General features: G+C 58.9%; 28 protein-coding genes. 22 read left to right on the forward strand and 6 right to left on the reverse strand.

The genetic code is table 11. The annotated features are described in order from the left end of the window. On the reverse strand, window positions 1-903 hold the full coding sequence (locus H3Z84_RS13540) for a LysR family transcriptional regulator (RefSeq protein WP_199457807.1): 903 nt from the start codon (window positions 901-903) through the stop codon (window positions 1-3). Between the two features lie 106 nt (window positions 904-1,009). On the opposite strand from H3Z84_RS13540, the gene H3Z84_RS13545 reads away from it, so the two are divergent. The 9 genes from H3Z84_RS13545 (at window position 1,010) to H3Z84_RS13585 (ending at window position 9,969) form a co-directional block, all read left to right on the forward strand. After that, the gene (locus tag H3Z84_RS13545) at window positions 1,010-2,131 is read left to right on the forward strand and encodes a muconate/chloromuconate family cycloisomerase (RefSeq protein WP_199457808.1); all 1,122 of its coding nucleotides are present in this window, start codon (window positions 1,010-1,012) and stop codon (window positions 2,129-2,131) included. A gap of 34 nt (window positions 2,132-2,165) precedes the next feature. Then, on the forward strand, window positions 2,166-2,456 hold the full coding sequence (gene catC / locus H3Z84_RS13550; RefSeq protein ID WP_022990604.1) for a muconolactone Delta-isomerase: 291 nt from the start codon (window positions 2,166-2,168) through the stop codon (window positions 2,454-2,456). 70 nt (window positions 2,457-2,526) lie between these two features. After that, entirely contained in the window at window positions 2,527-3,468 is a 942-nt protein-coding gene (gene catA, locus H3Z84_RS13555) for a catechol 1,2-dioxygenase (protein WP_199457809.1), read from the forward strand. Between the two features lie 116 nt (window positions 3,469-3,584). Further along, window positions 3,585-4,958, forward strand: coding sequence for a Rieske 2Fe-2S domain-containing protein (locus H3Z84_RS13560; protein ID WP_199457810.1), 1,374 nt, complete (start codon window positions 3,585-3,587; stop codon window positions 4,956-4,958). Then, window positions 4,955-5,446: a benzoate 1,2-dioxygenase small subunit gene (gene benB, locus H3Z84_RS13565; RefSeq protein WP_022990607.1), complete on the forward strand. Its 492-nt coding sequence runs from the start codon at window positions 4,955-4,957 to the stop codon at window positions 5,444-5,446. Before H3Z84_RS13560 ends, benB begins: the two co-directional genes overlap by 4 nt. A 20-nt stretch (window positions 5,447-5,466) precedes the next feature. After that, window positions 5,467-6,498: a benzoate 1,2-dioxygenase electron transfer component BenC gene (benC, locus tag H3Z84_RS13570; protein WP_199457811.1), complete on the forward strand. Its 1,032-nt coding sequence runs from the start codon at window positions 5,467-5,469 to the stop codon at window positions 6,496-6,498. Beyond that, complete coding sequence (gene benD / locus H3Z84_RS13575) at window positions 6,495-7,274, forward strand: benzoate diol dehydrogenase BenD (protein ID WP_199457812.1); 780 nt, start codon at window positions 6,495-6,497, stop codon at window positions 7,272-7,274. Before benC ends, benD begins: the two co-directional genes overlap by 4 nt. A gap of 51 nt (window positions 7,275-7,325) precedes the next feature. Next, window positions 7,326-8,672, forward strand: coding sequence for an MFS transporter (locus tag H3Z84_RS13580; protein ID WP_199457813.1), 1,347 nt, complete (start codon window positions 7,326-7,328; stop codon window positions 8,670-8,672). A 130-nt stretch (window positions 8,673-8,802) separates the two neighbouring features. Further along, a complete protein-coding gene (locus tag H3Z84_RS13585; RefSeq protein WP_199457814.1) occupies window positions 8,803-9,969 on the forward strand; it encodes a benzoate/H(+) symporter BenE family transporter in 1,167 nt (388 codons plus the stop codon). Window positions 9,970-10,003: 34 nt separating this feature from the next. On the opposite strand, the gene H3Z84_RS13590 is transcribed toward H3Z84_RS13585, so the two are convergent. Beyond that, on the reverse strand, window positions 10,004-10,687 hold the full coding sequence (locus H3Z84_RS13590; protein WP_199457815.1) for a type 1 glutamine amidotransferase domain-containing protein: 684 nt from the start codon (window positions 10,685-10,687) through the stop codon (window positions 10,004-10,006). A gap of 173 nt (window positions 10,688-10,860) precedes the next feature. On the opposite strand from H3Z84_RS13590, the gene H3Z84_RS13595 reads away from it, so the two are divergent. Further along, window positions 10,861-11,628 (forward strand): substrate-binding periplasmic protein, encoded by a 768-nt coding sequence (locus tag H3Z84_RS13595; protein WP_228285855.1) that lies wholly within the window; start codon window positions 10,861-10,863, stop codon window positions 11,626-11,628. 120 nt (window positions 11,629-11,748) lie between these two features. After that, the gene (locus tag H3Z84_RS13600; RefSeq protein WP_199457816.1) at window positions 11,749-12,435 is read left to right on the forward strand and encodes a cytochrome b/b6 domain-containing protein; all 687 of its coding nucleotides are present in this window, start codon (window positions 11,749-11,751) and stop codon (window positions 12,433-12,435) included. A 13-nt stretch (window positions 12,436-12,448) separates the two neighbouring features. Here H3Z84_RS13600 and H3Z84_RS13605 read toward each other — a convergent pair whose 3' ends face one another. Continuing rightward, complete coding sequence (locus H3Z84_RS13605) at window positions 12,449-12,913, reverse strand: c-type cytochrome (protein ID WP_058342340.1); 465 nt, start codon at window positions 12,911-12,913, stop codon at window positions 12,449-12,451. Between the two features lie 148 nt (window positions 12,914-13,061). Here H3Z84_RS13605 and H3Z84_RS13610 point away from each other — a divergent pair, with 148 nt between their 5' ends. Further along, window positions 13,062-13,487 (forward strand): hotdog fold thioesterase, encoded by a 426-nt coding sequence (locus H3Z84_RS13610; protein WP_199457817.1) that lies wholly within the window; start codon window positions 13,062-13,064, stop codon window positions 13,485-13,487. Window positions 13,488-13,513: 26 nt separating this feature from the next. On the opposite strand, the gene H3Z84_RS13615 is transcribed toward H3Z84_RS13610, so the two are convergent. After that, window positions 13,514-14,266: a GGDEF domain-containing protein gene (locus tag H3Z84_RS13615; protein ID WP_199457818.1), complete on the reverse strand. Its 753-nt coding sequence runs from the start codon at window positions 14,264-14,266 to the stop codon at window positions 13,514-13,516. Between the two features lie 102 nt (window positions 14,267-14,368). On the opposite strand from H3Z84_RS13615, the gene H3Z84_RS13620 reads away from it, so the two are divergent. The 4 genes from H3Z84_RS13620 to H3Z84_RS13635 all read left to right on the forward strand — a co-directional run bounded on the left by H3Z84_RS13620 (window position 14,369) and on the right by H3Z84_RS13635 (window position 16,723). Next, on the forward strand, window positions 14,369-14,833 hold the full coding sequence (locus H3Z84_RS13620) for a YchJ family protein (RefSeq protein WP_199457819.1): 465 nt from the start codon (window positions 14,369-14,371) through the stop codon (window positions 14,831-14,833). A gap of 7 nt (window positions 14,834-14,840) precedes the next feature. After that, complete coding sequence (gene rarD / locus H3Z84_RS13625; protein ID WP_199457820.1) at window positions 14,841-15,731, forward strand: EamA family transporter RarD; 891 nt, start codon at window positions 14,841-14,843, stop codon at window positions 15,729-15,731. Between the two features lie 101 nt (window positions 15,732-15,832). Continuing rightward, window positions 15,833-16,444, forward strand: coding sequence for an outer membrane beta-barrel protein (locus tag H3Z84_RS13630; RefSeq protein ID WP_199457821.1), 612 nt, complete (start codon window positions 15,833-15,835; stop codon window positions 16,442-16,444). 39 nt (window positions 16,445-16,483) lie between these two features. Then, window positions 16,484-16,723 carry a DUF3565 domain-containing protein gene (locus H3Z84_RS13635; protein ID WP_199457822.1) on the forward strand — a complete coding sequence of 80 codons (240 nt, stop codon included), beginning with the start codon at window positions 16,484-16,486 and terminating at the stop codon, window positions 16,721-16,723. Here the strand turns inward: H3Z84_RS13635 and H3Z84_RS13640 are convergent. After that, window positions 16,720-17,601, reverse strand: a complete 882-nt coding sequence (locus H3Z84_RS13640) for a LysR family transcriptional regulator (RefSeq protein ID WP_199457823.1) — start codon at window positions 17,599-17,601, stop codon at window positions 16,720-16,722. The two genes, H3Z84_RS13635 and H3Z84_RS13640, sit on opposite strands and share 4 nt — an antisense overlap. Window positions 17,602-17,694: 93 nt before the next feature. Here H3Z84_RS13640 and H3Z84_RS13645 point away from each other — a divergent pair, with 93 nt between their 5' ends. Beyond that, a complete protein-coding gene (locus tag H3Z84_RS13645) occupies window positions 17,695-18,468 on the forward strand; it encodes a cation diffusion facilitator family transporter (protein WP_058342346.1) in 774 nt (257 codons plus the stop codon). A 7-nt stretch (window positions 18,469-18,475) separates the two neighbouring features. Here the strand turns inward: H3Z84_RS13645 and H3Z84_RS13650 are convergent, their stop codons facing one another. Continuing rightward, the gene (locus tag H3Z84_RS13650) at window positions 18,476-19,828 is read right to left on the reverse strand and encodes a CHAD domain-containing protein (protein ID WP_199457824.1); all 1,353 of its coding nucleotides are present in this window, start codon (window positions 19,826-19,828) and stop codon (window positions 18,476-18,478) included. A 161-nt stretch (window positions 19,829-19,989) separates the two neighbouring features. Between H3Z84_RS13650 and H3Z84_RS13655 the strand changes: the two genes are divergently transcribed. The 5 genes from H3Z84_RS13655 to H3Z84_RS13675 all read left to right on the forward strand — a co-directional run bounded on the left by H3Z84_RS13655 (window position 19,990) and on the right by H3Z84_RS13675 (window position 24,951). Continuing rightward, window positions 19,990-21,057, forward strand: a complete 1,068-nt coding sequence (locus H3Z84_RS13655) for a TRAP transporter substrate-binding protein (RefSeq protein WP_199457825.1) — start codon at window positions 19,990-19,992, stop codon at window positions 21,055-21,057. Window positions 21,058-21,175: 118 nt separating this feature from the next. Further along, window positions 21,176-22,297: a spermidine/putrescine ABC transporter ATP-binding protein PotA gene (gene potA, locus H3Z84_RS13660; RefSeq protein ID WP_199457826.1), complete on the forward strand. Its 1,122-nt coding sequence runs from the start codon at window positions 21,176-21,178 to the stop codon at window positions 22,295-22,297. After that, window positions 22,290-23,147, forward strand: coding sequence for a spermidine/putrescine ABC transporter permease PotB (gene potB, locus H3Z84_RS13665; protein WP_022990626.1), 858 nt, complete (start codon window positions 22,290-22,292; stop codon window positions 23,145-23,147). Before potA ends, potB begins: the two co-directional genes overlap by 8 nt. Beyond that, window positions 23,144-23,914 (forward strand): spermidine/putrescine ABC transporter permease PotC, encoded by a 771-nt coding sequence (gene potC, locus H3Z84_RS13670; protein ID WP_199457827.1) that lies wholly within the window; start codon window positions 23,144-23,146, stop codon window positions 23,912-23,914. The genes potB and potC overlap by 4 nt, the downstream gene beginning before the upstream one ends. Beyond that, on the forward strand, window positions 23,911-24,951 hold the full coding sequence (locus tag H3Z84_RS13675) for an extracellular solute-binding protein (RefSeq protein WP_199457828.1): 1,041 nt from the start codon (window positions 23,911-23,913) through the stop codon (window positions 24,949-24,951). Before potC ends, H3Z84_RS13675 begins: the two co-directional genes overlap by 4 nt. Window positions 24,952-24,956: the final 5 nt, after the last annotated feature.

Raw genomic sequence — 24,956 nt, forward strand, 5'->3', positions numbered from 1 at the left:
TCAGGGGTACCGGCCCATCACCCGGTTTTCGATCAACTCCCCCAGAATCGTATTTGTCAGGCGCATGACTGCGTTGGGGCTTTCTCCTCTTCGGCGGGAGGCGATCACCGGCGTGGTAATGTTGTCATCCTCCAGCGGCATATAGTCCACCCCTTCACGGTGCAGACGGCGCACCTGCTCTGGCACCAGGGTAAAGCCCATGTCAGAGGCCACCAGAGACAAGGCGGTTTGCAGGTCGTTCACTTGCTGGATGACATGTACTCTGAGGCCGCGACGGTGAAACAACCCCTGGGTAATATCGGAAAAGTTGGGGCCGGCGCCGGCGGGGAAGGTGATCATGGGCACCCCCGAGAGTTCCTTCATGGAGGGCGGGTGCCGGGTGAGGGGATGGCTTGCCGGAACGGCTGCAATCATCGGCTCGTCGAAGAGGATTTCCTGTTCTACGTCCGGATCCTGGATGTTCAGCCGGCCAAAGCCGATATCAATCCTTCCCACCTTCAGAGCTTCGACCTGCTCCCGGGTTTTCAGCTCGTGCAGCACAATTTCCAGGTTTTTGTTCTGCCGAAGCCGGCGAACCATCAGGGGTAACTGCCCATAGAACACCGATGGCACAAAGCCGATCGAGAACAGGGTTTTCCGGTGCTGGGCGATCCGGCGGGTATCGTCCACGGTGGCATTAACCTTGTCCAGTACCTGCTTGGCCTGCTCCAGAAAGTACTCACCGCCGGTGGTCAGCTCCAGGCCCCGTGGTTTGCGAATAAATAACTCCACACCTACTTCCTGTTCCAGCTGTTTGATCGCCCGGGTCAGGGGTGGTTGCGCAATAAACAGCTTTTCGGCGGCGCGGGTCAGGTTGCCTGCTTCGGCCACTGCGACGAAGTACCGCAAGTGTCTCAGCTCCATCCATACCTCCAGGGTATCGGTTATTACTTAATCAATATTGGTTCACGTCAGTGAAACTTCGTACTGTTTGAATCACAGGATTTTTACCTTGCGATTCGGAGCAGTCATGTCAGCCACCATTCAGTCCCTTGAAGCCATCCTGGTCGATATCCCGACCATTCGACCGCACAAGCTTTCCATGACAACCATGGGGGTTCAGACCATGGTGATTGTGCGTGTTAAGGATTCTGATGGCGTGGAAGGCCTGGGCGAGGCAACCACCATCGGCGGCCTGGCCTACGGCCCGGAAAGCCCGGAAAGCGTAAAGCTTACCATTGATACCTATTTCAAACCGCAACTGATTGGCCAGTCGGCCGATAATGTCAATACCTTAAGGGTAATGTTAGACCGCTCCACCCGCGGCAACAACCTGGCCAAGTCTGCCATCGAGACCGCCCTGCTGGACCTTCAGGGCAAGCGCCTGAATCGCCCGGTGTCGGACCTGCTGGGCGGCGCACTGCACCAGCACATCCCGGTGCTCTGGACCCTGGCCAGCGGCGATACCGCTAAAGACATCGAAGAGGCCCTGGGGCTGCTCGAAACCCGCCGCCACTGTGATTTCAAACTCAAGATCGGTTCCCGCCCGGTGATGGACGATGTTCGCCATGTGGCGGCGATTAAAGAAGCGGTCGGTGACAGCGCCAGTGTCCGCGTGGATGTGAATCAGGCCTGGGATGAAGCGACCGCGGCAAAAGGCATGGCCGAGTTGCAGGCTGCCGGTATTGACCTGGTAGAGCAGCCCACCCCGATGAAGGATTACGCCGCCCTGGTACGGCTGTCTGAAAAGTTCCACCTGCCCATCCTGGCCGACGAGGCCGTGGCAGACGCCAAGGATATGTTCAGCCTGGCGGCCGCGGGTTTCAGCGGCGCCGTAGCGATGAAAATTGCCAAGGCGGGTGGCCCGATGAAGGCACTGGACCAGGCGAAGGTGGCCCAGGCAGCGGGTATCGGCCTGTACGGCGGCACCTTGCTGGAAGGCACCATCGGCACTGCCGCTTCCCTGCATGCATGGTCAACCCTGGAAACCCTGCACTGGGGCACGGAGATGTTCGGCCCGCTGCTGATGAAAGACGACATCGTGGTCAAGCCGCTGAACTTCCACAACAACGGCGTCGACCTGCCGAAGGGCCCGGGCCTGGGTGTGGAAATTGATGAAGACAAGCTGGACCGGTATCGCCGCAAAGCCTGATACGCCAAAAGATTCAGTAAACGGAGGAAAGCACATGCTGTTCAAAGTTGAGATGAAGGTGAACATCCCCCACGACATGCCCGCCGAAGTGGTTGCGGACATCAAGGCCCGGGAAAAAGCCTACGCCCAGGACCTGCAAAAACAGGGTAAGTGGCGCCACCTGTGGCGGGTGGCGGGCAGCTACGCCAACGTCAGTATCTTTGACGTGGCAGACAACGCCGAGTTGCAAGACCTGATCAGCAACCTGCCGCTGTTCCCTTATATGGATATCACCGTCGCGCCCTTGTGCCGGCACCCGTCTTCCATCCATGAGGATGACCGTTAATCACACCCATTGTTGCTAACTGATGAACTGATACGAGCAACAAAAATAACAGTAACCGAGGAGAACAATCATGACCGTTAAAACCATGCATACTGCGGACGTGAAGGACCTGCTGGAGAAAGTGGCCGGCTTCAACCAGGAAGGTGGAAACGAGCGAGTAAAGAAAATTGTTCATCGTCTGATGCACGATATTTTCCAGATTGTTGAAGACTTTGACGTGACAGCAGAAGAGTTCTGGCAGGCCGTTTACTACGTTGGTGACCTGGGCAAGAACGGCGAAGCCGCCCTGCTGGCGCCGGGCCTGGGCATGGACAAATACCTGGACATCCGTATGGATGCCGAAGACGAGCAAGCCGGCCTGGCCGGTGGCACGCCGCGCACCATTGAAGGCCCGCTGTATGTAGCCGGTGCCCCCATGAGCGAAGGCTTTGCCCGCATGGATGATGGTTCCGACGAAAGTGCCGAGACCATGATCCTGACCGGTCAGGTGACCGACGAGAATGGCCAGCCGGTCGCCAACGCCGTGGTTGACGTATGGCACGCCAACACCATGGGCAACTACTCCTACTTTGACCAGTCCCAGAGCGATTACAACCTGCGTCGCCGCATCAAGACCGACGATAACGGCCGTTACACCGCCCAGTCCATCATTCCGGCTGGCTACGGCTGCCCGCCAGAGGGTTCTACCCAGGCACTGCTGAACCTGCTGGGTCGTCACGGTAACCGTCCGGCGCATATCCACTTCTTTATCGCCAAGCCGGGTTACAAGCACCTGACCACCCAGATCAACCTGGCCGGTGACGAGTACACCTACGACGACTTCGCCTTCGCCACCCGTGAAGAGCTGGTGGTTGAAGCCAACCGCATCGAAGACCCGGCCAAGGCTGAGCAGTTCGGCCTGAACAAGCCGTTCACCGAAGTGGAGTTCAACATCCAGCTGGTTGCTACCGACAAGCCTGAGCTGCAAAGCCGCCATGAGCGCAAGCGCGCCCTGGAAGGCGAAGCGGCCTGATTCCAACCCTTTAATCCCAATGTTCTTGTGATCCGACCGGCCTGTGAATGCAGGCCGGCCAGGGGGCCCTCACGCCCGAAAAACGGTTTTCACAACAACAAAATGGAGTGACGAACATGACTCGCCAACTCGACCGACTTGAGAAAACGATCCGCAACGCGGTGGAAGCCGATGCACAGACTGGCCACTACCGCTGTGACCGCAGCATCTTCACCGACGAAGAGCTGTTTGAGCTGGAGATGAAACACATCTTCGAAGGCAACTGGATTTTCCTGGCCCATGAGAGCCAGATCGAGAATCCGGGCGACTACTACACCACCATGGTGGGTCGTCAGCCGGTGATCATCACCCGGACCAAGGATGGCGAGCTCAAGGCGATTCTGAACACCTGTACCCACCGTGGTGCCACCCTGTGCCGCAAAAAGCGCGGCAACAAGACCTCCTTCACCTGCCCGTTCCACGGCTGGACCTTCAAGAATGACGGCAAGCTGCTGAAGGCCAAGGACCAGAAGAAGGGCGGTTACCCGGAAAGCTTCAACGTTGACGGTTCCCACGACCTGAAACAGCTACCGAAGTTCGAAAACTACCGCGGCTTCCTGTTCGGCAGCCTGAACTCTGACGTATTGCCGCTGGAAGAGTACCTGGGTGAAACCACCAAGGTGCTCGATGCCATCGTTGACCAGGCGCCGGAAGGCCTGGAGATCCTGCGCGGCGCGTCCACCTATACCTACGAGGGTAACTGGAAGCTGACTGCCGAAAACGGCGCGGACGGCTACCACGTAAGCACCGTGCACTGGAACTACCTGTCTACCATGGGCCAGCGCAACTACGAGAAAGGCGGCACCGAGGCAGTAGACGCCAAGAGCTGGTCCAACGAAGGCGGCTTCTACTCCTTCGAGAACGGCCACATGATGCTGTGGACCCGCCTGACCAACCCGGAAGTACGCCCGGTATACAACCAGCTGGAGCGCCTGGAAAAGGAAGTGGGTGAGGCGAAGGCCGACTTCATCGTGCGCACCACCAAGAACCTGTGCCTGTACCCGAACGTCTACGTGATGGACCAGTTCTCCACCCAGATCCGGGTGCTGCGCCCGATCGACGTCAACAAGACCGAGATCACCATCTACTGCTGGGCACCCAAGGGTGAATCCGCCGAAAACCGCGCCAAGCGCATCCGCCAGTACGAAGACTTCTTCAACGTGTCCGGCATGGGCACGCCGGATGACCTGGAAGAGTTCCGCGCTTGCCAGGAGGGCTACTACGCCAAGGGTACCAAATGGAACGACATGAGCCGTGGCGCCCAGCACTGGATTGAAGGCGCGGACGACTGGGCCAAGGGTATCAATCTGAAGCCAATCCTCAGTGGCGCCAAGCCGGAAGATGAAGGCCTGTACGTGACGCACCACCAGCATTGGGTGGAAGAGATGACCAAGGCGATTGATACCGAGCGCGCCCGCTTTATTTCCCTGACCGAGGAGGCTTCCGCATGAGCATGTCATACGAGCAGATCCAGGCCTTTGTCTACCGGGAAGCCCGCCTGCTGGATGATCGGCAGTGGGATGAGTGGCTGAAGTGCTACCACGAGGACGTCACCTACTGGATGCCAGCCTGGGACGATGACAACGAGTTGACCGAAGATCCGCAGACCGAGATTTCACTGATCTACTACCCGAACCGTAACGGTCTGGAAGATCGCGTCTACCGGTTGAAGACCGAGCGCTCCGGTGCCAGCTCTATTCCCGAGCCGCGCACCGTGCACCTGACCAGCAACCTGGAAATCCTGGAGCGGGACGGTGACACCGTGAAGCTGCGGTTCAACTGGCAGACCAACAGCCACCGTTATCACAAGACCCAGTCCTTCTTCGGCGTGTCTTTCTACACCCTGGACTGCAGCGGCGAGCAGCCGCTGATTACCGAGAAGAAGGTGGTTCTGAGCAACGATTACATCAATCAGGTGATTGATATCTATCACCTGTAATTGATGGGGAGAGCATGATCATGAGTTACAACATCGCGCTTAATTTTGAAGACGGCGTTACCCGGGTGATCACCTGCAACGAAGGTGAAACCGTTCTAGACGCCGCCTACCGGGCCCAGATCAACCTGCCAATGGACTGCTCCGACGGTGTCTGCGGAACCTGTAAGGGTTCCTGCCACCAGGGCGAGTTCGACATGGGCGACGAGTACATCGACGAGGCACTGTCTGACGAGGAAGCCGAACAGGGCATGGTGCTGACCTGCCAGATGGTGCCCTCCAGCGACTGTGTGGTCGAGATTCCGGCGGCCGCGTCCCTGTGCAGCAAGGCCGGTAACGAGGCCGTGACCGGCACCGTGGGTGAGGTCAACCTGATTTCCCCCACCGCCATCGAACTCAAGGTTACCGCAGACGCCGACATCGGCTTCCTGCCGGGCCAGTACGTGAACATCCAGGTGCCCGGCACCGAGGAAACCCGTGCTTACTCGTTCAGCTCCCGACCGGGCAGCCGCGAGTTGAGCTTCCTGATCCGCAACGTGCCCGGCGGCCTGATGAGCTCCTGGCTGGTGGGCAAGGCCAAGACCGGCGACAAGGTGACCCTGACCGGCCCCATGGGTGTGTTCTACCTGCGCTCGGTTCAGCGCCCCGTGCTGATGCTGGCCGGTGGTACCGGCCTGGCTCCGTTCCTGGCCATGCTCGAAAGCCTGAAGGAAAAAGGCTGCGACCAGCCCACTCACATGATCTACGGCGTGACCAACGACGACGACCTGGTGGGGCTGGAAGCCCTCGAAAAGTTTGCCGAAGAGATTGAAAACTTCAGCTTCAAGACGGTAGTGGCCAGCGACGAAAGCACCCATCCCCGCAAGGGCTATGTCACCAACCACATGGAAAACGCACCCATCAACGATGGTGATGTAGATGTGTATCTGTGTGGCCCGCCTCCGATGGTCGACGCGGTACTGGGTTACTTCCGGGAGCAGGGTATCGTGCCCAACTCCTTCCACTACGAGAAGTTCACCCCGAGCGTATCCGCCGTTGAGGAGAAAGTGGCATGACCCCGCGTTTCACCGGCAAGGTGATGGTGGTCGCCGGTGCTGCCCAGGGCATTGGCCGGCGAGTGGCCGAACTGGCCGCCGCCGAAGGTGCCCGCCTGGTACTGGTGGACATCGCGGACTACGTGCAGGGCGTTGCAGCCGAGTTGCGCGACCAGGGCTCTGAAGCCCTGGCCGTGCAGGCCAACCTGGAAACTTGGGAAGGTGCGGAAATGGTGATGGCCAAGGCCCATGAGCAGTATGGCCGCATCGACATCCTGGTCAACAACGTGGGCGGCACCATCTGGGCCCAGCCGTTCGAGCATTACCAGCCGGAACAGATCCAGAAGGAAATCCAGCGCTCGTTGTTCCCGACCCTGTGGTGCTGCCGGGCGGTGCTGCCTTACATGGTGGAACAGAAGGGCGGTGCCATTGTGAACGTCTCGTCTGTGGCGACCCGTGGTCTGATGCGGGTGCCCTACGGCGCCGCCAAGGGCGGCGTTAACGCCATGACCGTAAACCTGGCTTTTGAATACGCCGAGCACGGAATTCGCGTGAACGCTACAGCCCCGGGTGGGACTGAAGCACCGCCCCGACTGACGCCCCGCAACACCGAGCAGCAGGGCGAGCGGGAACAGGCCTGGTATCAGACCCTGATCGACCAGACCAACGCCACCAGCTTCATGCACCGCTACGGCACCCTCGATGAGCAGGCGCAGCCAATCCTGTTCCTTGCTTCTGATGCTGCCAATTACATCACCGGAACCATCCTGCCCGTGGCCGGGGGCGACTGCGGCTGACGGGCAACCAACCCAACCTCCGACAAAAACAAGACGTGGAGAAACAGACCGATGAGAAACATAGACGTCAACGACGTTATCGATAACGCCACCTTTACCAGATTCCACTGGCAAGTGTTGTTCTGGTGTACCCTGATCATCATCTTTGATGGTTATGACCTGGTGATCTACGGGGTGGTACTGCCGCTGCTGATGGAGCAGTGGAACCTGAGCCCGTACGTGGCCGGACTTCTGGGTAGCAGTGCCCTGTTCGGGATGATGTTCGGTGCTATGGGCTTCGGCATGTTGTCCGACCAGCTCGGGCGCAAGAAAACCATCCTGATGTGTGTGGTGCTGTTCAGCCTCACCACCGTGATTAACGGCTTTGCCACCACGCCTTGGCAGTTCGGCATTCTGCGCTTTATTGCCGGCCTCGGCATTGGCGGGGTTATGCCCAACGTGGTCTCGCTGATGAGCGAGTATTCACCCCAGAAAAGCCGCAGCACCCTGGTTGCCCTGATGTTTTCCGGTTACGCGGTGGGCGGCATGATGTCGGCTGGCCTGGGTATCTGGATTGTTCCTAACTTCGGTTGGGAAATCATGTTCTACCTTGCAGTCGTCCCGCTGCTGATGTTGCCGCTGATAATGAAGTTCCTGCCGGAGTCTGTGGCGTTTCTGATGGCGCAGAAGCGCGAAGGGGAGGCCCGTAGCATTCTGCAGAAAGTGGCACCGGTGCGCCAGATCAGCGAGATGGATACCCTCTCTGTGCCGCTGACTACCGTGAGCAAGGCGCCGGTTCTGGAATTGTTCCGGGGCGGCCGTGCCTTCAGCACCGCGATGTTCTGGATTGCCTTCTTCTGCTGTCTGTTGATGGTCTATGCCCTGGGCTCCTGGTTGCCCAAGCTGATGTCCCTGGCCGGATATGAGCTGAGCTCCAGTCTGATGTTTTTGATGGTTCTGAATATTGGTGCGATTTTCGGTGCGGTTGGTGGCGGCTGGCTGGCAGACCGGTTGTCGCTGCGCACGGTGCTGGTTACTTTCTTTATTCTGGCATCGGTATCACTGGTAATGCTGGGCTACGAGAGCCCGATGTGGTTCCTGTATACCCTGATGGGCATTGCCGGCGCGACCACCATTGGCTCCCAGATTTTGCTGTACGCTTACGTGGCCCAGTATTACCCGACGAATATTCGCTCAACCGGGTTGGGCTGGGCATCGGGCATCGGCCGTAATGGAGCCATTGTCGGACCAATTATTGGTGGTACCTTGCTGGCCCTGGCATTGCCGCACCAGATGAATTTCCTGGCCCTCGCTATCCCCGGTGCCATTGCCACTGTTGCCATTGCCCTGGTGGGCCGGAGGTTCGCCTCGGCGCCAGCGCGTGAGAACGCAGAGGTGAGCCTGGCAACCAGTAATTAAGAAATCAGCGTTGATGTGACCTGAGGGAGACAGTCAGTCATTCGGACCCCTCTTTGCCCCGGCACCACAGTGACCGGGGCTTTTTTGCTGTTACATGGCTCAAACAGAACTCAATAACAAGGAGCTGAATATGCCCCAGCTGTTTCGGGACTTGTCTGTGTCTGCGGTTGCCGCAGGGTTTCTGGCGGTACTGGTGTCCTATGCCGGGCCTTTGGCGATTTTCTTCCAGGCCGGCGCGGCGGCGGATTTGTCACCGGAGATGATGACCTCCTGGGTCTGGGCCATCTCCATGGGGGCGGCGGTTTCCGGAATCTTCCTGTCGATCTGGCTTCGGGCGCCAGTGGTGACCGCCTGGTCGGCACCGGGCACAGCTCTGTTGGTGGTGCTGTTTCCGGAGCTATCCCTCAACGAAGCGGTAGGTGCTTATATCACCGCCGCGCTGATTATCTTTTTCATTGGTGTTTCGGGTACCTTTGATGCCTTTGTGCGTGCCATCCCGAAGGGTGTGGCAGCGGGCATGATGGCGGGCATCCTGTTTCAGTTCGGTCTCGGGGCTTTCGCTGCCATTGAAACCACGCCGGCACTGGCCATCGGCATGCTGGTCGCCTATGTGGCCTTCCGTCGCTTTACCCCCAAATACACCCTGGTGCTTTTGCTGTTTGCCGGGGTCATCCTGGCGGTGGTGCTGGAAGATGCGTCGCTGGCCGGCGTTAGCCTGGGCTTGGCGGTGCCGAAGTTCATCACGCCGGAATGGAGCTTCGGCGCTACCCTGAGCCTGGCCATTCCCCTGGTGCTGGTCAGCCTGACAGGCCAGTTCCTGCCCGGCATGGCGATTCTCCGGGGTGCCGGCTATCGGGTGAAAGCCAAACCGGTGATTGCGGTCGCCAGCCTGGTGTCCCTGCCCATGGCGCTATTTGGGGGCATTACCACAGTGGTGGCGGCGATTACGGCGGCTATCTGCACGAGCGAGGATGCCCACGAAAATCCGGACAAGCGTTATGTGGCCGGTGTATTTAATGGTGTGTTCTATCTGGTGGGAGCGGTCTTTGCCGGCACCATCGTCGCCTTGTTCACCTCGTTACCTTCGGCCTTTGTTGCAGTTCTGGCGGGCCTGGCACTGCTGGGTGCCATTGCCAACAATCTGTTTGCGGCACTGGAGGAGGTCAGCCACCGGGAGGCATCGCTGATTACCTTTCTGGTAACGGCGTCCGGGTTATCGCTGTTCGGACTGTCGTCGGCTTTCTGGGGGGTGGTGATCGGTTACGGTTGTTACCGGGTACTCAACGGAGGGAAATAAGGTTGGGCTGACGGACGCCAGCCCAACCGGGACGTCAGCCTTCCTGCAGCGCCTGCAGCACAGCCTTGGCGGCCCCTTCTGAAGATGCCGGGTTCTGGCCGGTAATCAGCTTGCCATCCACCACAATGTGCGGTGCCCAGTCATCGCCGCGGCTGTAGCGGCCGTTGTTCTGCTTGAGCATGTCTTCCAGCAGGAAGGGCACGATGTTGGTGAGTTGCACGGCCTCTTCTTCGGTGTTGCTGAAGCCGGTAACTTCGCGGCCACCCACGATGTTCTGGTCTGGCTTTACGAACACATTCTTGAATACGGCGGGGGCGTGGCACACGGCACCGATCACCTTGTCCTGCTCGTAGGCGGCCTTGATGAGGGCGACAGACTTGTCGTCCTCGGCCAGGTCCCAAAGTGGACCGTGTCCGCCGGGGTAGAAAATGGCGTCGTACTGGTTCATGTCCACGTCGGCCAGTTTTTTGGTGCTGGCCAGCATTTCCTTGGCATGGGTATCTGCCATGAAGCGTCGGGTGGAATCAGTGAGTGCGTCTTCTGCTTCACTGTTAGGGTCTACCGGCGGCTGGCCGCCTTTAGGAGAGGCCAGGGTGATATCCGCGCCAGCATCCTTGAATACGTAGAAGGGCGCGGTGAATTCTTCCAGCCAGAATCCGGTTTTATGGCCGGTGTCGCCCATCTGGTCGTGGGATGTCAGTACCATCAGAATTTTCATATCGGTCGATCCTCCTGTCGGGAATTGGGGAGTTTGTTCGGGCGTTACTCTACAGGTAGTGGTGCCCGGGATGTAAATTTCAACAGGAATTACGGCAACAAGACGGGAATGGATGCCCGGAGTGTCTATACTCTGGTTACATATTGCTCAATGGGTCAGGGAAAGTGTCCGCAATGAAGGTAACGCTCATCAAGGCAGCCATGCTGTGCCTGTTCGTGCTGGCTGCAGTGCCTGCATGGTCGCAGCAAGGGGCAGAAACCGTGGAGCCGTTGACGGTGGTGGTCGGAGTGGATCACGCGCCACCTTACCGGATCCTGGAGCCGGGCCGGAAGACCGGGCTGTACCTGGATATGTTCGAGGAAATGACCAATCGCCTAGGCTGGGATGTCGAATACCGGGAAGCGCCGTTTCGCCGGCTTCAGCTGATGTTGCACCGGGGCGAGATCGACATGATGCTGGGCCTGGTGCGTAACGGCACGCGGGAGCAGTGGATGGAGTTTGTGGCGCCGGCCTTCCCGCCTGAGCGGCGGTTGTTTTTCTACCTGGATGACGCCAATCGTGTAGATCGCTACCAGGACCTTTATGGTAAAACCATCGGCGTACTGGAAGGTGGTAGTTATTTCAGCCGGTTCGATAAAGACCCGGAATTGATGAGGGCCTCGGCCGCCCATTACGAAAACCTGATGCTGATGATGCAGAAGGGCCGGGTGGATGTGGTCGTTGCGCCGGAGTTGGTGGGGCTGTATACCGCAAAGAATCTGGGCATTGAGGCCCGGGTCTCACCGTTTTTTGTGCCGGGGGAGCGATCCTGGATTGTGGTGTCCGGGCAATCACCGGCCGTTCGCTATGCCGATGATATCCGGGCTGCCCTGAAGCTGATCGAGCGTGAAGGCATCCGGGAGAACCTGGTGCTGAAGTACCTGGAACAGCCGCTTCCCTGACACGCCTGTCGGGAGCCCCTCCCTTATCGGAATTTGATCCCGGTCTGCCCACCATTAACGGAACTTAGTATGCTCACGGTTGTCTTGAGGCAGAACCTGTTGTGAGCATAAGGAACTCGTATGACAACCATTCGGTTATGGGATTTACCGACACGCCTGTTTCACTGGTTGCTGGTACTGGCGGCCGTGGGTGCCGTGATCAGTATTAAATCGGGCGCGATTGACTGGCATGAACGCTTTGGCCTGGCAGTAGTCGGGCTGTTGTCGTTTCGTATTATCTGGGGTTTTACCGGCTCTACCTATGCCCGGTTTGCCAGCTTTGTTCGTGGGCCGGGAGCCATCATCGATTATTTGCGCGGACGCTGGCAGGGGGTAGGCCACAACCCGCTGGGGGCGCTTTCCGTGCTGGCGCTGATCGGCCTGTTCGGCTTCCAGGCGGCAAGTGGGCTGTTCGCCAACGATGAAATTGCCTTTAACGGCCCGCTGACTCCGCTGGTGTCATCGTCCTGGAGCGATACCCTGAGCAGCTGGCACCGTTTGACGGAATGGTTCTTGTACGGGTTGGTCATCCTGCATGTGGCAGCCGTAGTGCTGTATTCGAAAGTGAAGAAAGACAATCTGCTGAAGCCGATGATCACCGGTAAAAAGCCGGTTGAGAAGGGTCTGGCGGAAGATGCCCGGGGCGGTGGAGCGTTAGCGTTTGTGATTTCGCTGGTGCTGGCGGGGATTGTGGTTGTCGGTGCCAGTGGCAGCTTTGTATCGCCGCCACCGGCACCGGAGCCAGCACCCCAGAATTTGGGGTGGTAAGCCCGGGGCAGTCTTACTTCGCGCGGAAGTTGTCGTGGCAGGCCTTGCAGGTCTCGCCCACGGCAGCAAACTGGCGCGCCAGGGCGGCTTTATCACCGCTAGCAGCAACTTCCTGCAGCTTGTTGGCTTCACGGCCGAAGTTCATACCCACTTCACGGGCTTTTTCCGGCTGTTCGAAAAACTCAGGCTTCAGGCGGGTGTTCTCGGCTTTGTCCAGGGTGGAATCCGGGCTGTAGAGCGCGCCCATGCCGGAGTTGGCCACTGCGGCAATGGCATTGGCTGCGGCTTTCATCTGGTCGGCGTTGAACTCAACCTCGCCATCGACCGCCTGTGCCTTGATCTTGCCCATGTTCCAGGACATGAACTGGTAGGCTGCCTGGCGGGCTTCAATCTGGTCTTCAACCGTCATCTGGGCGCTGGCCGGCATGGCGAAAGACAGTGCCAGAGCGGCGGCGGATACGAAACTTGTTTTCTTCATTTCAGGTCCCTCTCGTATGGTTTGCGTTTGGTCTGATTGGTCTTGCTGCAAAAATGCCTTATAAAGGTTTGGTTATGAGCATGCTACCTGTATAGACTCATTGCTGACAGTTATAAGAGCCTAAAGTTCAATCCGGAGAAATTCCACCATGGCAATATGGACAGTAACCCCCGATCTTGACCAGATGATGGCACACAGCCAGAAAACTGCCGTCAGTCACATGGGCATTGAATACCTTGAGGTCGGTGACGACCACGTGAAAGGCCGCATGCCGGTAGATGAACGCACGGTTCAGCCGTTTGGCATTCTGCATGGGGGCGCGTCGGTATTGCTGGCGGAAACGCTGGGCAGCATGGCGGCCAATTGTTGCCTGAAAGACAAGAACACCGTGGCTGTAGGGCTCGATATCAATGCCAACCACATCCGCCCGGTGACCGGCGGCTGGGTCTACGGAACCGCCCGTGCCCTGCATATCGGCAGCGCAACCCAGGTGTGGGAAATCCGGCTGGAGAACGAACAGGGCAAGGTAACCTGCATCTCGCGCCTGACCATGGCGGTCACCAAGCGGCCATAACGAGCGGCCGTTAACCGGAAGCGGGGTCAGTCCGAGCAGGTGCTGACCCGGCCGCGGCCCTGGTCCTTGGATTGGTAGAGTGCCCGGTCGGCCCGGTGCATCAGGTCTTCCAGGGTCTGGTCGCCGACAATCAGGCGGGTAATGCCAAAGCTGGCGCTGGCGCGAATGGAACGGCCCTTGTGGTGGATGACCAGCTCGTTGAGCATTTCAAGCATCCGCTCCGTCAGTTCGATGGCTTCACCCATCGTGGTGTCCGGCAGCAGCAGCGCGAACTCTTCGCCCCCCAGCCTGGCGACAATGTCCGATTCCCGAACCCGGTTCTGCAGCAGCCGGGCGATCTGCCGGAGCACCTCGTCGCCGGCATCGTGGCCATAGGTGTCGTTAACCTGCTTGAAGTAGTCCAGGTCCATCATCACCATGGCCAGCGGGCTGGCATGGCGCTTGGCGTGGCGGAGCAATTGCCCGCCAAACTCGTAGAAGGCGCGGCGGTTGTGAAGGCCGGTCAGCTCGTCTTCCAGGGCTGCGGCCCGGGCTTGCTGGTGAGCCTCCTGGAGTTCCAGTTCCATCTGCTTGCGCCGGGTGATATCGGTGGCAATTTCCAGTCGCACCAGCCGGCCGTAGGCGTTCATATACAGCAATTCGTGGGTCTGGAAGTCGGAAACGTAAACCAGGGCATCAAGGTTATCGAGTACAGCCTGAAGCCCGGCCGCCGGTGTGGTCCCGGAGGCAGGAAGGCCTGCATCGGCAGGCAGGTTGAGAGAGGGGATACCTGATTTCATTGCGTTGTTTTCGTTTGTACTGTTCCCTGTCATCACTGCAGTATGGCCTTTTTATACACAGGCTGTCTGTACTGAACTTGATACCGATTGTGGTAATTAACTATGTCTGATTCTAATGACGGCCAGATTTGCCCCTGTGGCAGTGGCCTCGCTTATTCGGCCTGTTGTGGTCGTTGGCATGCCGGTGCTCCCGCACCGTCGCCCGAGGCCCTGATGCGCTCGCGTTTCACAGCCTTTGTAACCGGAGACAGCAACTACCTGCTGGCTACCTGGCACCCGGACACCCGCCCGGAAAGCTTGTCACTGGACGGCTCTCCCGAGTGGACAGCTTTGCAGATTTTCAGTGCCGGTGAGCAGGGAGCGAAAGGCCTGGTTCATTTTCGGGCCATCTACCGGACAGGATCTGGTTGGGGATACCTGGAAGAACACTCGGACTTCGTGAAAGAAGGCGGGCACTGGTTCTACGTGGCCGGTGAAACCAGCGAAGGCACCCTCAAGCCCGGCCGTAACGAGCCCTGCCCCTGTGGCAGCGGGCGAAAGTACAAATCCTGCTGCCTGAACGGATGAACCTGCTATGACCAATACAGTGCCGGAAACCGGCAAGGGTGTGGCCTATGGCCTGGCGGCCTACATCATGTGGGGCAGTTTTCCCCTGTACTTTGCCCTGTTTGAGGGTATTCCGGCCTGGGAGGTGCTCATCCACCGGGTGATCTGGTCGTGCCTGTTCCTGGCGGTCGTGATTTCCCTGCTTCGGCGCTGGCCGCCAGTCACCGCAGCCCTGAAACAGCCGAAAAACCTGGGCTTTGTGCTGGGCTGCTCGGTGTTTATTGCCGCTAACTGGGGTATCTATATCTACGCCGTGGAAACCCGCCATGTGCTGCAGGCCAGCCTGGGCTACTTTCTTACGCCCCTGGTGAACGTCGCCATGGGTTTGTTGATACTCGGTGAGCGTATTTCCCGCCTGCAGGTGGTGGCGGTTGTGATGGCCGGCGTTGCCATCCTGTACCAGTTCTTCCTGCTGGGCGAGCTGCCCTGGATAACCCTGGCGCTGGCGTTCAGCTTTGGTACCTATGGTTTGCTGCGCAAGAAGGTGGAACTCGATGGCCTGTCCGGCCTGTTTGTGGAAACCCTGTTGCTGCTGCCGCTGGGGTTGCTGACGCTGGCCTGGTTGTCCTTTCAGAATCTTTCGCACTTTACCGAGTCTGCTTACAGCACGCTGCTGTTGCTCTCCAGTGGTGCAGTCACGGCCATTCCCCTGTTAGCGTTTGCCGGTGCCGCCCGGCGGCTGAAGCTCTCCACCGTGGGTTTTCTTATGTACATCAACCCCACCATCCAGTTTCTGATCGCGCTTTATATCTTCCATGAACCACTGAGTACCGCAAAGTTACTGAGTTTTGTGATGATCTGGGTAGCGCTGGCGCTTTACTCGTGGTCTGCCTGGGTCGGGCGGGCACGCACTGTGTAAAATCCTGCAAAATATGCGGAGTAAAGGCAGGTTTATGTCGGCTCCGCAGGTACCATCCTTATTATTCGTTGGCTAAACCCTTCTTTGATAAGGATGAAATGATGAAAACAGGTAAGTTGATGGCTTCTCTGGTGGCCGGTGTTGCGTTGTCTGGTTCTGCCTCCATGGCGCTGGCACAGCAAGGCTATGCGGGTATCAGTCTGGGACAGGCTGAGGTTAAGGATTTTTGTGACGGCTGGTCTGGTGTTGATTGTGATGACACTGCGTTGAGCGGTCGGCTTTACGCGGGCGGTTTCTTCGATAAGTATCTGGCATTTGAAGCAGGCTATCGCTATATCGATGAAACGTCCGCAGAAGGCGCAATTCCTGACGTAGTTTCCGCTGGTATTGATGCCTCCTATCACATGTTTGATAGTTCTTTGCTTGTCTTTACACCTGAGTTTGGGCCGGTTCGATTATTTGCCAAGGCTGGCTTGCAGTTCTGGCGCCAGGATGTGGACGCGAAGCTGACCGTTCTATCTGAGAGCTTTAACGGTTCGGAGCAAGAATCTGGCCTGGCTTTCCGCACCGGCGCCGGCGCGACCATCGACTTCACCGAGTCCTTTGGCCTCCGGCTGGAGTGGGATTACCTGCAGAATGTGGGTGATGATGTCATTGATAACCTGGAGTCGGATATCCACATCTTCTCCGTCGGGCCTGAATTCCGTTTCTGAAGCCGGCATAGCGTTTGATAGCCGGTGTGAGGTTTTGACATGAAGCAGCCCATCACCGGCTATCACAAAGACGATGAAAACCACTGGGTGGCGCAACTGGCCTGCGGGCATAATCAGCATGTGCGCCATGACCCGCCCTGGGTGAACCGGCCATGGGTTGTCACGGTAGAGGGGCGGCAATCCATGTTGGGGTTTGAGCTGGATTGCCGGAAATGTGATGACGGCGCGCCGGCGGATGCTCGCCCGGCGTGGCCGGAAGGTCCTCAGTCTGCCGGTTAGGCCAGTGTTTCCAGATAGGCTTCCAGTTCGTTGGCGAGCCAGCCCACCACGGCGCCCCCTTGCGCCTGTTCCGATTCCAGTGAACTGAATACCTTCCACCAGCGGGCACTGCGGTGGTGGATGGTCTGTAGCTGTTCCTTTCTTAAAGCCTCTGCAATCAAAGGTAACGGCAAGTCGGCCCAGCCGGCGCCGTCCATCACCGCATCCCGGATCAGTTCGTACTGGGTGAAGGCCAGGTAATTGGCGGTTTCCGGGGATTCGGCCACCAGCAGCGAATCCTGCATGTAGGCCAGGGTGATTTCCGTGTGGCTGATCAGGTCGTCCTGGGTAACGCGTTTCAGCTGGCTGAGGGGATGGTCCGGCGCGGCCACGGTGAGCATGCGCACATCTGCCAGTTCCCGAAACCATTGATAACCTTCATTGAGCAGCTCCGGCATCAGGCCGTAGGCCACATCTACTGACTGGTTGCGCACCAGGGGTGGCAGCTCCCGGGGAGACGCCAGGTACACCGAGAGGCTGGTCTGGGGGAAGCGTTGTTTCAGCCGGCGCAGGATATCCCGCCAGATGTCCTCTGGAATGGAGTCGTCCCGGGCAATGCGCAGTACCGATTCCGCCCCGCTCAGGTGATGCTGGCAGCGGGCCAGTATCTGGCCGGCCACCTGGTCGAAACGCCGGCAGTCGGTGAGGATGGACTGGCCAATGGCAGTCAGGTGCAGCTGGTTACCACTGCGCTCGAACAGCTCCACGCCCAGCTCATCTTCCAGCGAGGCCAGCACGGTGCTGACCGTGGTGCGGCTGCGGTTCAGCTCCCGGGCAGCGGCGGCTACGCTGCCGTTGCGCACCACGGAAAGGAAGGTTTTGATCTGGGAGGTTTTCATGGGCTTACCTATGCGACGGATTTTCCGTCGCTCAGCGACTCACGCCTTTTGAATGATGCCGATAATATGGCCGGCAATTCTCAGGAGGTCAAAATGTTTACTTCTCTGGCGCGGGAAAATCTGGCGCTGACGTTATCTGCCGTGGGTGCGGGCCTGTTTGCCCTCGCCGGCATTACCTGGGGCCTTTGGGTCGATTCCCTGGTTATTCTCTTTGACGGTGCTTATTCCCTGATCAGTCTGGGTCTGTCGCTGCTGTCACTCTATGCCGCCCGCCTGGTGCGCCGGCCCGCCAATGAAGACTATCCGTTCGGAATGGGTGCGGTGGAGCCGCTGGTGATTGCCGTGAAAGGCCTGGTGATCGGGTTGGTGTGTGTGCTGTCACTGGCCTCTGCCGTGGTGTCGCTGCTTCAGGGTGGCCGGGCCGTTGCTGCGGATATGGCGATGATTTTTGGTGCAGTGAACGTGGTGGGCTGCCTGGCGGTGTGGGTTTACCTGCGCTGGTCGAGTTTCCGCAATGATTCGGGGCTGGTGAAAGCCGAACAACGCCAGTGGCTGATGGACAGCGCTCTGAGTGCCGCCGTCATGATCGGCTTTGCGGCTGCCTGGATGCTTGAGCGCAGCCAGTGGTCAGAACTGGCGGTGTATGCCGACCCGGTGATGATGCTGGTGATCTCGGTTTACTTTATGACCGTGCCGGTGAAGATGGTCCTGGAATCGGTTCGGGAACTGCTGCTGGCGGCACCCCGGAACGAAGCCCTGGACGACATCCATGAGACCCTGGAAGACCTGGGCCTGAACCCGGAGCAGGTCAAGGTGGCCAAGCTGGGCCCCAACCTGTTGCTTGAAGCCCGCATGGTGCGTATCTGATTCCAGCTCAGCCCAGGCCGAGCCCGCCCATAGCCAGAATCTGGCGGCGGGTGTCGGCTTTTTCCTGCCCGATCAAGTCAATGATCCCGGCAACCGCCTCCGGCAGGGTTTCCGGGGCCTCTTTCCGGAACTGTTCCAGCAGTTCCAGCTGTATGTGCAGGTCCTGGAAACGGCCGTAAAGGTCTTGCCGCTTTCTGAGGGTTTTCAGGTCCTGCTTTCTCGCCCCCGGGTCCAGCTCCATTAAATAGCGTATACGTTTGAGTTGCTTGCGCAGCTTGTGGAAATCTTCATCCGGAGCGGTATGCAGCAGTTCTGCCGTCCCCCGGTTGAAACTCCGCAGCCGTTTCAGAATGGCCTTGCGGATGTCTCCGCCACTGAGGCCAGATACCAGTTTACGAAATTTGCCGGAGTCTATTTCGCTTTCCCAGCTGTGCAGGCTGTTGCGGTAGCGGACGCTGCCGAGGCGTTTGGCCAGGCGTTTCTGGCGGGTGGCGGCCTTGCTTCCGGCCCAGGTTTCCAGTGCCGCACGTAGCTCCGGGTTCTCCGGACACAGCGTAGGCAATTCGGCCAGGAATACGTGCAGGTCCCGCAGCCGGCCGGTTGCCCGGGCATGCCGCTTGAGTTGGGCAACGGCCGGGCGCAGTCGGGTGGTGCCGCTTACTTCAGCAATGGCTTCGGCCAGGGCCCGGCTGCGGCGCAGGGCAATGCGGTACTGGTGCAGGAATTCGTCATCCAGCCCGAGTATCACGCCCGGCTCCAGTTGTTTCAGGCGCTCAGCCTGAAGCTGCAGGGTAGCCGGAAGGTCGGTAATGGCGCCTGGCGCTGGTCGCTTTATCGGGTTCCGGTGTTTGCGTTCGAATTCCCGGTAACTGTAATTTCTGGGTGTGAGGAAGTGTTCCAGTGTGCCGGAGTTTTTGTCGAGCTTGCGCCAGTGCTTACCCGGCAGGCGTATGTGCAGGAAGCTGGCGGTGGGCAGGGCCATCGGCGCGTGTTTCGCCAGCCAGTCGGCCAGTTCCTGTAACGCCGGGTTATGACCGATGACAACAACGCGTTCAATGCTGTCGTCCAGCTTTTTCAGCCACTCCAGAAGACGTTTGAAGTCGAACGTATAGAGGCCCGGGTCTATATGAAACCGGTCTGAGGGGAAGTCCGCCGGCAGAATGCCCCGGGCGGTTTGCCGGGCCCTGGTTGCATCGCTGGCAAAGACGTCGCTGGACTGGAATACTTCCAGCCGCTGAAGGGCCTTGCCCAGAGGCTGAAGCTGCTGCTCGCCCCGGTTGTTCAGCGGGCGATCCCGGTCGGCCAGGCCTTCATCGGCCCAGCTGGATTTGGCGTGGCGGATAAGAAACAGGTGCTTCATGGTGCTCGTCCTGATTGTGCACTCGGTCAGCGGTCAGTGTGGCACAGCTGCAAGTCGTTTACATGACGGCGCCGGATTGGCGTAGGGGGCTGCCGCAGGTATCATATTTTACCGTTCCCTGAACAGTTCAGACCAACAACACAATAACGGAAGCCAACACCATGCACATCCGTAAAACACTCCTGGCGGCAACAGCGGTTGCTGTGGCGGCCTTCAGTTCGTCGGCCCTGGCCGAGAAATATACCCTGCGCCTGGCTGAAACCTGGGGCCCGAATTCCCCCATTCTGGGCGAGACCACCAAGCACTTCGAAGACATGGTGGAGAAGATGTCTGCCGGCCGGATTGATGTTCGCATTGATTCTGCCAACAAGCACAAGGCGCCTTTCGGCATCTTCGACATGGTGCGTAACGGCCAGTACGACATGGGCCACACCGCCTCTTATTACTACAAAGGCTCCATCCCCAACGCCATGTATTTCACCACCGTGCCGTTCGGTATGCTGGCTCCCGAGCAGTATGCCTGGTTCTACTACGGTGGCGGCATGGAGCTGATGCAGAAGGTGTATGAACCCTACGGCCTGCTGTCGTTCCCGGGTGGTAACACCGGTAACCAGATGGGCGGCTGGTTCAACAAGGAAATCAATTCCCTGGAAGACCTCAAGGGCCTGAAAATGCGTACCCCGGGCTTTGCCGGCGAGGTGATGGCAGAACTGGGCGTGTCGGTGACCAACCTGCCGCCGGGTGAGCTCTACACGGCACTGGATCGTGGCACCATTGATGCGTTGGAATGGGTAGCACCGGCCCTGGACTTCCCCATGGGCTTCCACCAGATTGCCAAGTACTACTACTCCGGCTGGCAGGAGCCGGGCGCAGAAGTACAGTTCCTGGTTAACCAGAAAACCTGGAACAAACTGCCGGAAGACCTGCAGGAAATCCTGCGGGTAGCCATGCGCACCGCTGCCTATGATATGTATGCCAAGAGCACCAACGACAGCGCCGATGCCTGGAACCGCATGCAGAAAGACTATCCGGAGGTAACCCACAAGGTGTTCCCGCCGGAAGTGATTGAAGCCCTGCGCGAGACCACTCACCGGTTGCTCGAAGAGGAAGCCGAGAAGGATCCGCTGGCCCGGGAAATCATCACGTCTATCCGTGAATACCTGGCGGGCGTGCGCAAGTGGACTAACATTTCCGACAAGGCTTACCTGAACAGCGTGGCTGATCAGTAAGTATCCGTTTCAGCAGGCTGGAACAAAAAAGGCGTGAGGGTAATCCGAAACCCTCGCGCCTCTTTCTGTTCGGGGCTGTTTCTGGAAAAATACGCCGCTCAAACCTTGGGCAGGGCCGATGAAACAGACACTGCTATCTCTGAGCAATCTCACCAAGCAATTTGACGGCAAGAAAGTACTGGATTCGCTGGATCTCGAGATCTTCGATGGCGAGTTCATTACCTTGTTAGGGCCGTCCGGTTGCGGAAAAACCACCCTGCTGCGGATGATGGCGGGTTTCGAGCACCCGGATGAAGGGTCCATCACCCTTGGCGGGCAGGACCTGACCCACACGCCGCCGGAGCATCGTCCGCTGAATACGGTGTTCCAGAACTACGCGCTGTTCCCCCATATGTCGGTATTCGACAACGTGGCCTATGGCCTGAAGATGGAGAAACGGCCAAAAGAGGAAATCCGCCAGCGGGTAGAAGAAGCCCTGGCCATGGTGCAGCTGGAAGACTTTGCCAGGCGTAAACCGCATCAGCTTTCGGGCGGCCAGCAGCAGCGGGTTGCGATTGCCCGGGCGGTGGTAAAGCGGCCGAAAATGTTGCTGCTGGACGAACCCCTGTCTGCCCTGGACTTCAAGCTGCGTCGCACCATGCAGGTGGAGCTCAAGCGGCTGCAGCGGGAGCTGGGCATTACCTTTGTGTTCGTCACCCACGACCAGGAAGAAGCGCTGTCGATGTCCGACCGGGTGGTGGTGCTGAAAGACGGCCATATCCAGCAGCTGGGCACTCCCCGCGAGGTCTATGAACGCCCCGCCAACCTGTTTACCGCCCGCTTTGTGGGCGAAACCAACTTCTTCCCGGGCCGGGTGGATGCCGCCAACGGCGATGACACCATCACCGTGGACGTGTTCGGCCTGAAGCGCACCTTCCGTAAACCCGACTTCCCGGTCACAGAAGGGCAGGGCCTGCACGTGTTGCTGCGCCCCGAAGATATCCGGGTACTGGCGCCGGATGATGAAGACGGTGTGGCCGGCAAGGTGGTGGAGCGTAACTACAAGGGCAGCACCCTGGATTCGGTCATCCACCTGAGCGATGGCACCGAAGTGCTGGCATCGGAATTCTTCGATGAAGACGACCCCACCTTTGATTACCGACTGGGCGAGCCGGTGAAAGTCAGCTGGGTAGACGGCTGGGAATGGCTGTTGCCGGAAGAACACACTGATATTACTGAAGAAGAGCCGATTGATGGGTAGCGTCAGGCAGCAGCCGTTCCGTGCGGCGGTGCTGGTGCTGGTGTGGGGCTGGCTGCTGTTCCTGGTGTTCACCCCCAACCTGCTGGTGGTGGGTGCCAGTGTGATGACCCGGGACCCGGGCTCATTCATATCGCTGCCCCTGAACCTGGATGCCTACCGGCAGTTGCTGAACCCCCTGTACCTGGATGTGTTCCTGCATTCCCTGTACATGGCCGCCATGACCACGCTGATCTGCCTGTTGATTGGCTATCCCTTTGCCTGGGCGTTGTCGAAGGTGCCCAAACAGCGCCAGGTGTTACTGATCTTCCTGCTGATTGTGCCCTTCTGGACCAATTCGCTGGTGCGTACCTACGCCCTGAAATTGCTGCTGGCCACCAACGGCTTGCTCAACAACGCCCTGATGTCCCTGGGCCTGATTGAAGAGCCCCTGAAGATGCTCTACACCGAGGGTGCTGTAATTGTCGGGCTGGTGTACCTGCTGCTGCCGTTCATGATCCTGCCGCTGTACGCGGTATTTGATGATTTGCGGGAAGACTATTTGCGGGCCTCCCACGATCTGGGCGCCGGACGGCTGTCTACCTTCATCCACGTAATTGTGCCGCTGACCCTGCCCGGCGTGCTGGCGGGTGTGATGCTGGTATTGTTGCCGGCCATGGGGCTGTTCTTTGTGCCGGACATTCTGGGGGGCTCCCGCAACCTGCTGGTAGGTAACGTGATCAAGAACCAGTTCCTGGACGCCCGCAACTGGCCCTTCGGTGCGGCCGCCAGCATTGTGCTGACCCTGGCCATGGCGTTCCTGATGTTCGCCCACCGGCTGAGTAAACGGCGGATCGGGGAGGATGGCGTATGAACCGCTGGTTGCCCCGCACCTACCTGACCCTGGTGTACCTGCTGCTGTACGTGCCCATCGTGGTGCTGGTGGTGTTCTCGTTCAACGAATCCCGCACCGGCTACGAGTGGGGTGGCCTGAGCCTGCGCTGGTATGAGGCCCTGTTCAACAACCGGGCCATGGTGCAGGCCATGTGGAATTCCCTGTGGCTGGCGCTGTCTGCGGCTACGGTGTCTACCCTGATTGGTGCGCTCACCGCCCTGGCCCTGCACCGCTACCGGTTCCGGGGCAAGAAAGTGCTCAATGGCATGTTGTTTATCGTGATGATGTCGCCGGAGATTGTGCTGGCCATCTCCCTGCTGGCCCTGTTCCTGCTTGTGGGGCTGCAGCTGGGTTATGTGTCCCTGCTATTGGCCCACGTAACCTTCTGCCTGCCGTTTGTGGTGATTACCGTGATGGCGCGCCTGAGCGGCTTTGACGAGCGCCTGCCGGAAGCGGCTCGGGACCTTGGAGCGACCGATTTCACCATGACCCGCACCGTACTGATCCCGGTGATCATGCCGGCATTACTGGCAGGCTGGCTGCTGGGGTTTACACTGTCACTGGATGATGTGGTGGTCAGCACCTTTGTCAGTGGTCCGAGTTACGAAATTCTGCCTTTGCGCATCTATTCCATGGTGCGGGTAGGCCTGAAACCCGAGGTGAACGCCCTGGGCACACTGTTGCTGGTGTTTTCACTGGTCATGTTGATCTTGTCTCAATGGATACTGTTAAGGAGCAAACGATGAAGAAACTGGCACTGGCCGGCGCGCTGGCACTGGGCCTGGCGGGCTGCAGTGGTTCCGAGGAGCCGCAGGTACTGAACCTGTACAACTGGTCCGAGTACATGCCCCAGGAAGTTCTGGACCGCTTCACCGAGGAAACCGGTATCCAGGTGGTATACACCACCTACGACAGCAACGAAGCCATGTACGCCCGGCTGAAGCTGCTGGACGAGAGCGCCGCCTATGACCTGGCCGTGCCGTCTACCTACTACGTGAGCAAGATGCGCCAGGAAGACTTGCTGATGGCCATCGACCGCAGCAAGATCGAAGGCTTCGACCAGCTTGACCCGGAACTGGTCAACCTGGATATCGACCCGGACAATGAATACAGCGTACCCTTCCTGTGGGGTACCACCGGCATTGCCGTGGACACCGCCGATGTAGAAGGCGAAGTGACTGCCTGGGCCGACCTGTGGGATGAGCGCTTTGAAGGCCGGGTGATGCTGACCAACGACATGCGGGAAGTGTTCCACGTAGGCCTGCGGGTACTGGGTTACTCCGGTAACAGCACCGACCCCCAGGAAATCGAGGAAGCCTACGAGAAGCTGACCGAGCTGATGCCGTCTGTACGCACCTTCAACTCCGATGCCCCGCGCATGCCGTACCTGGAAGGTGAAACCGACGTGGGCATGATCTGGAACGGTGAAGCCGTGATGGGTCGTGACACCCTGGAGTCCCTGGAATACGTGTATCCGGAAGAGGGCATCATCGCCTGGCTGGACAGCTTCGTGATTCCCAAGAACGCCAGGAACCCGGAAGCGGCCCACCAGTTCATCAGCTTTGTGCTGCAGCCGGAAATCTCTGCCCTGATCAGTGAAGAGATCGGCTACGCCACCCCGAACCTGGATGCCCGGGAACTGCTGGATGACTCTGTGGCGAATGACCGCGCCAGCTACCCGAACGCCACTGACATGATCAATGCCGAGTTCCAGACCGACATTGGTGACGAGGCGCTTCAGGTGTACGCCAAGTACTGGGAAATGCTGAAGTCCGGTCAGTAAGCGGT

Origin of the sequence: Marinobacter sp. bablab_jr003, from assembly GCF_016464245.1 — a bacterium.
Lineage (GTDB): Bacteria > Pseudomonadota > Gammaproteobacteria > Pseudomonadales > Oleiphilaceae > Marinobacter > Marinobacter vinifirmus.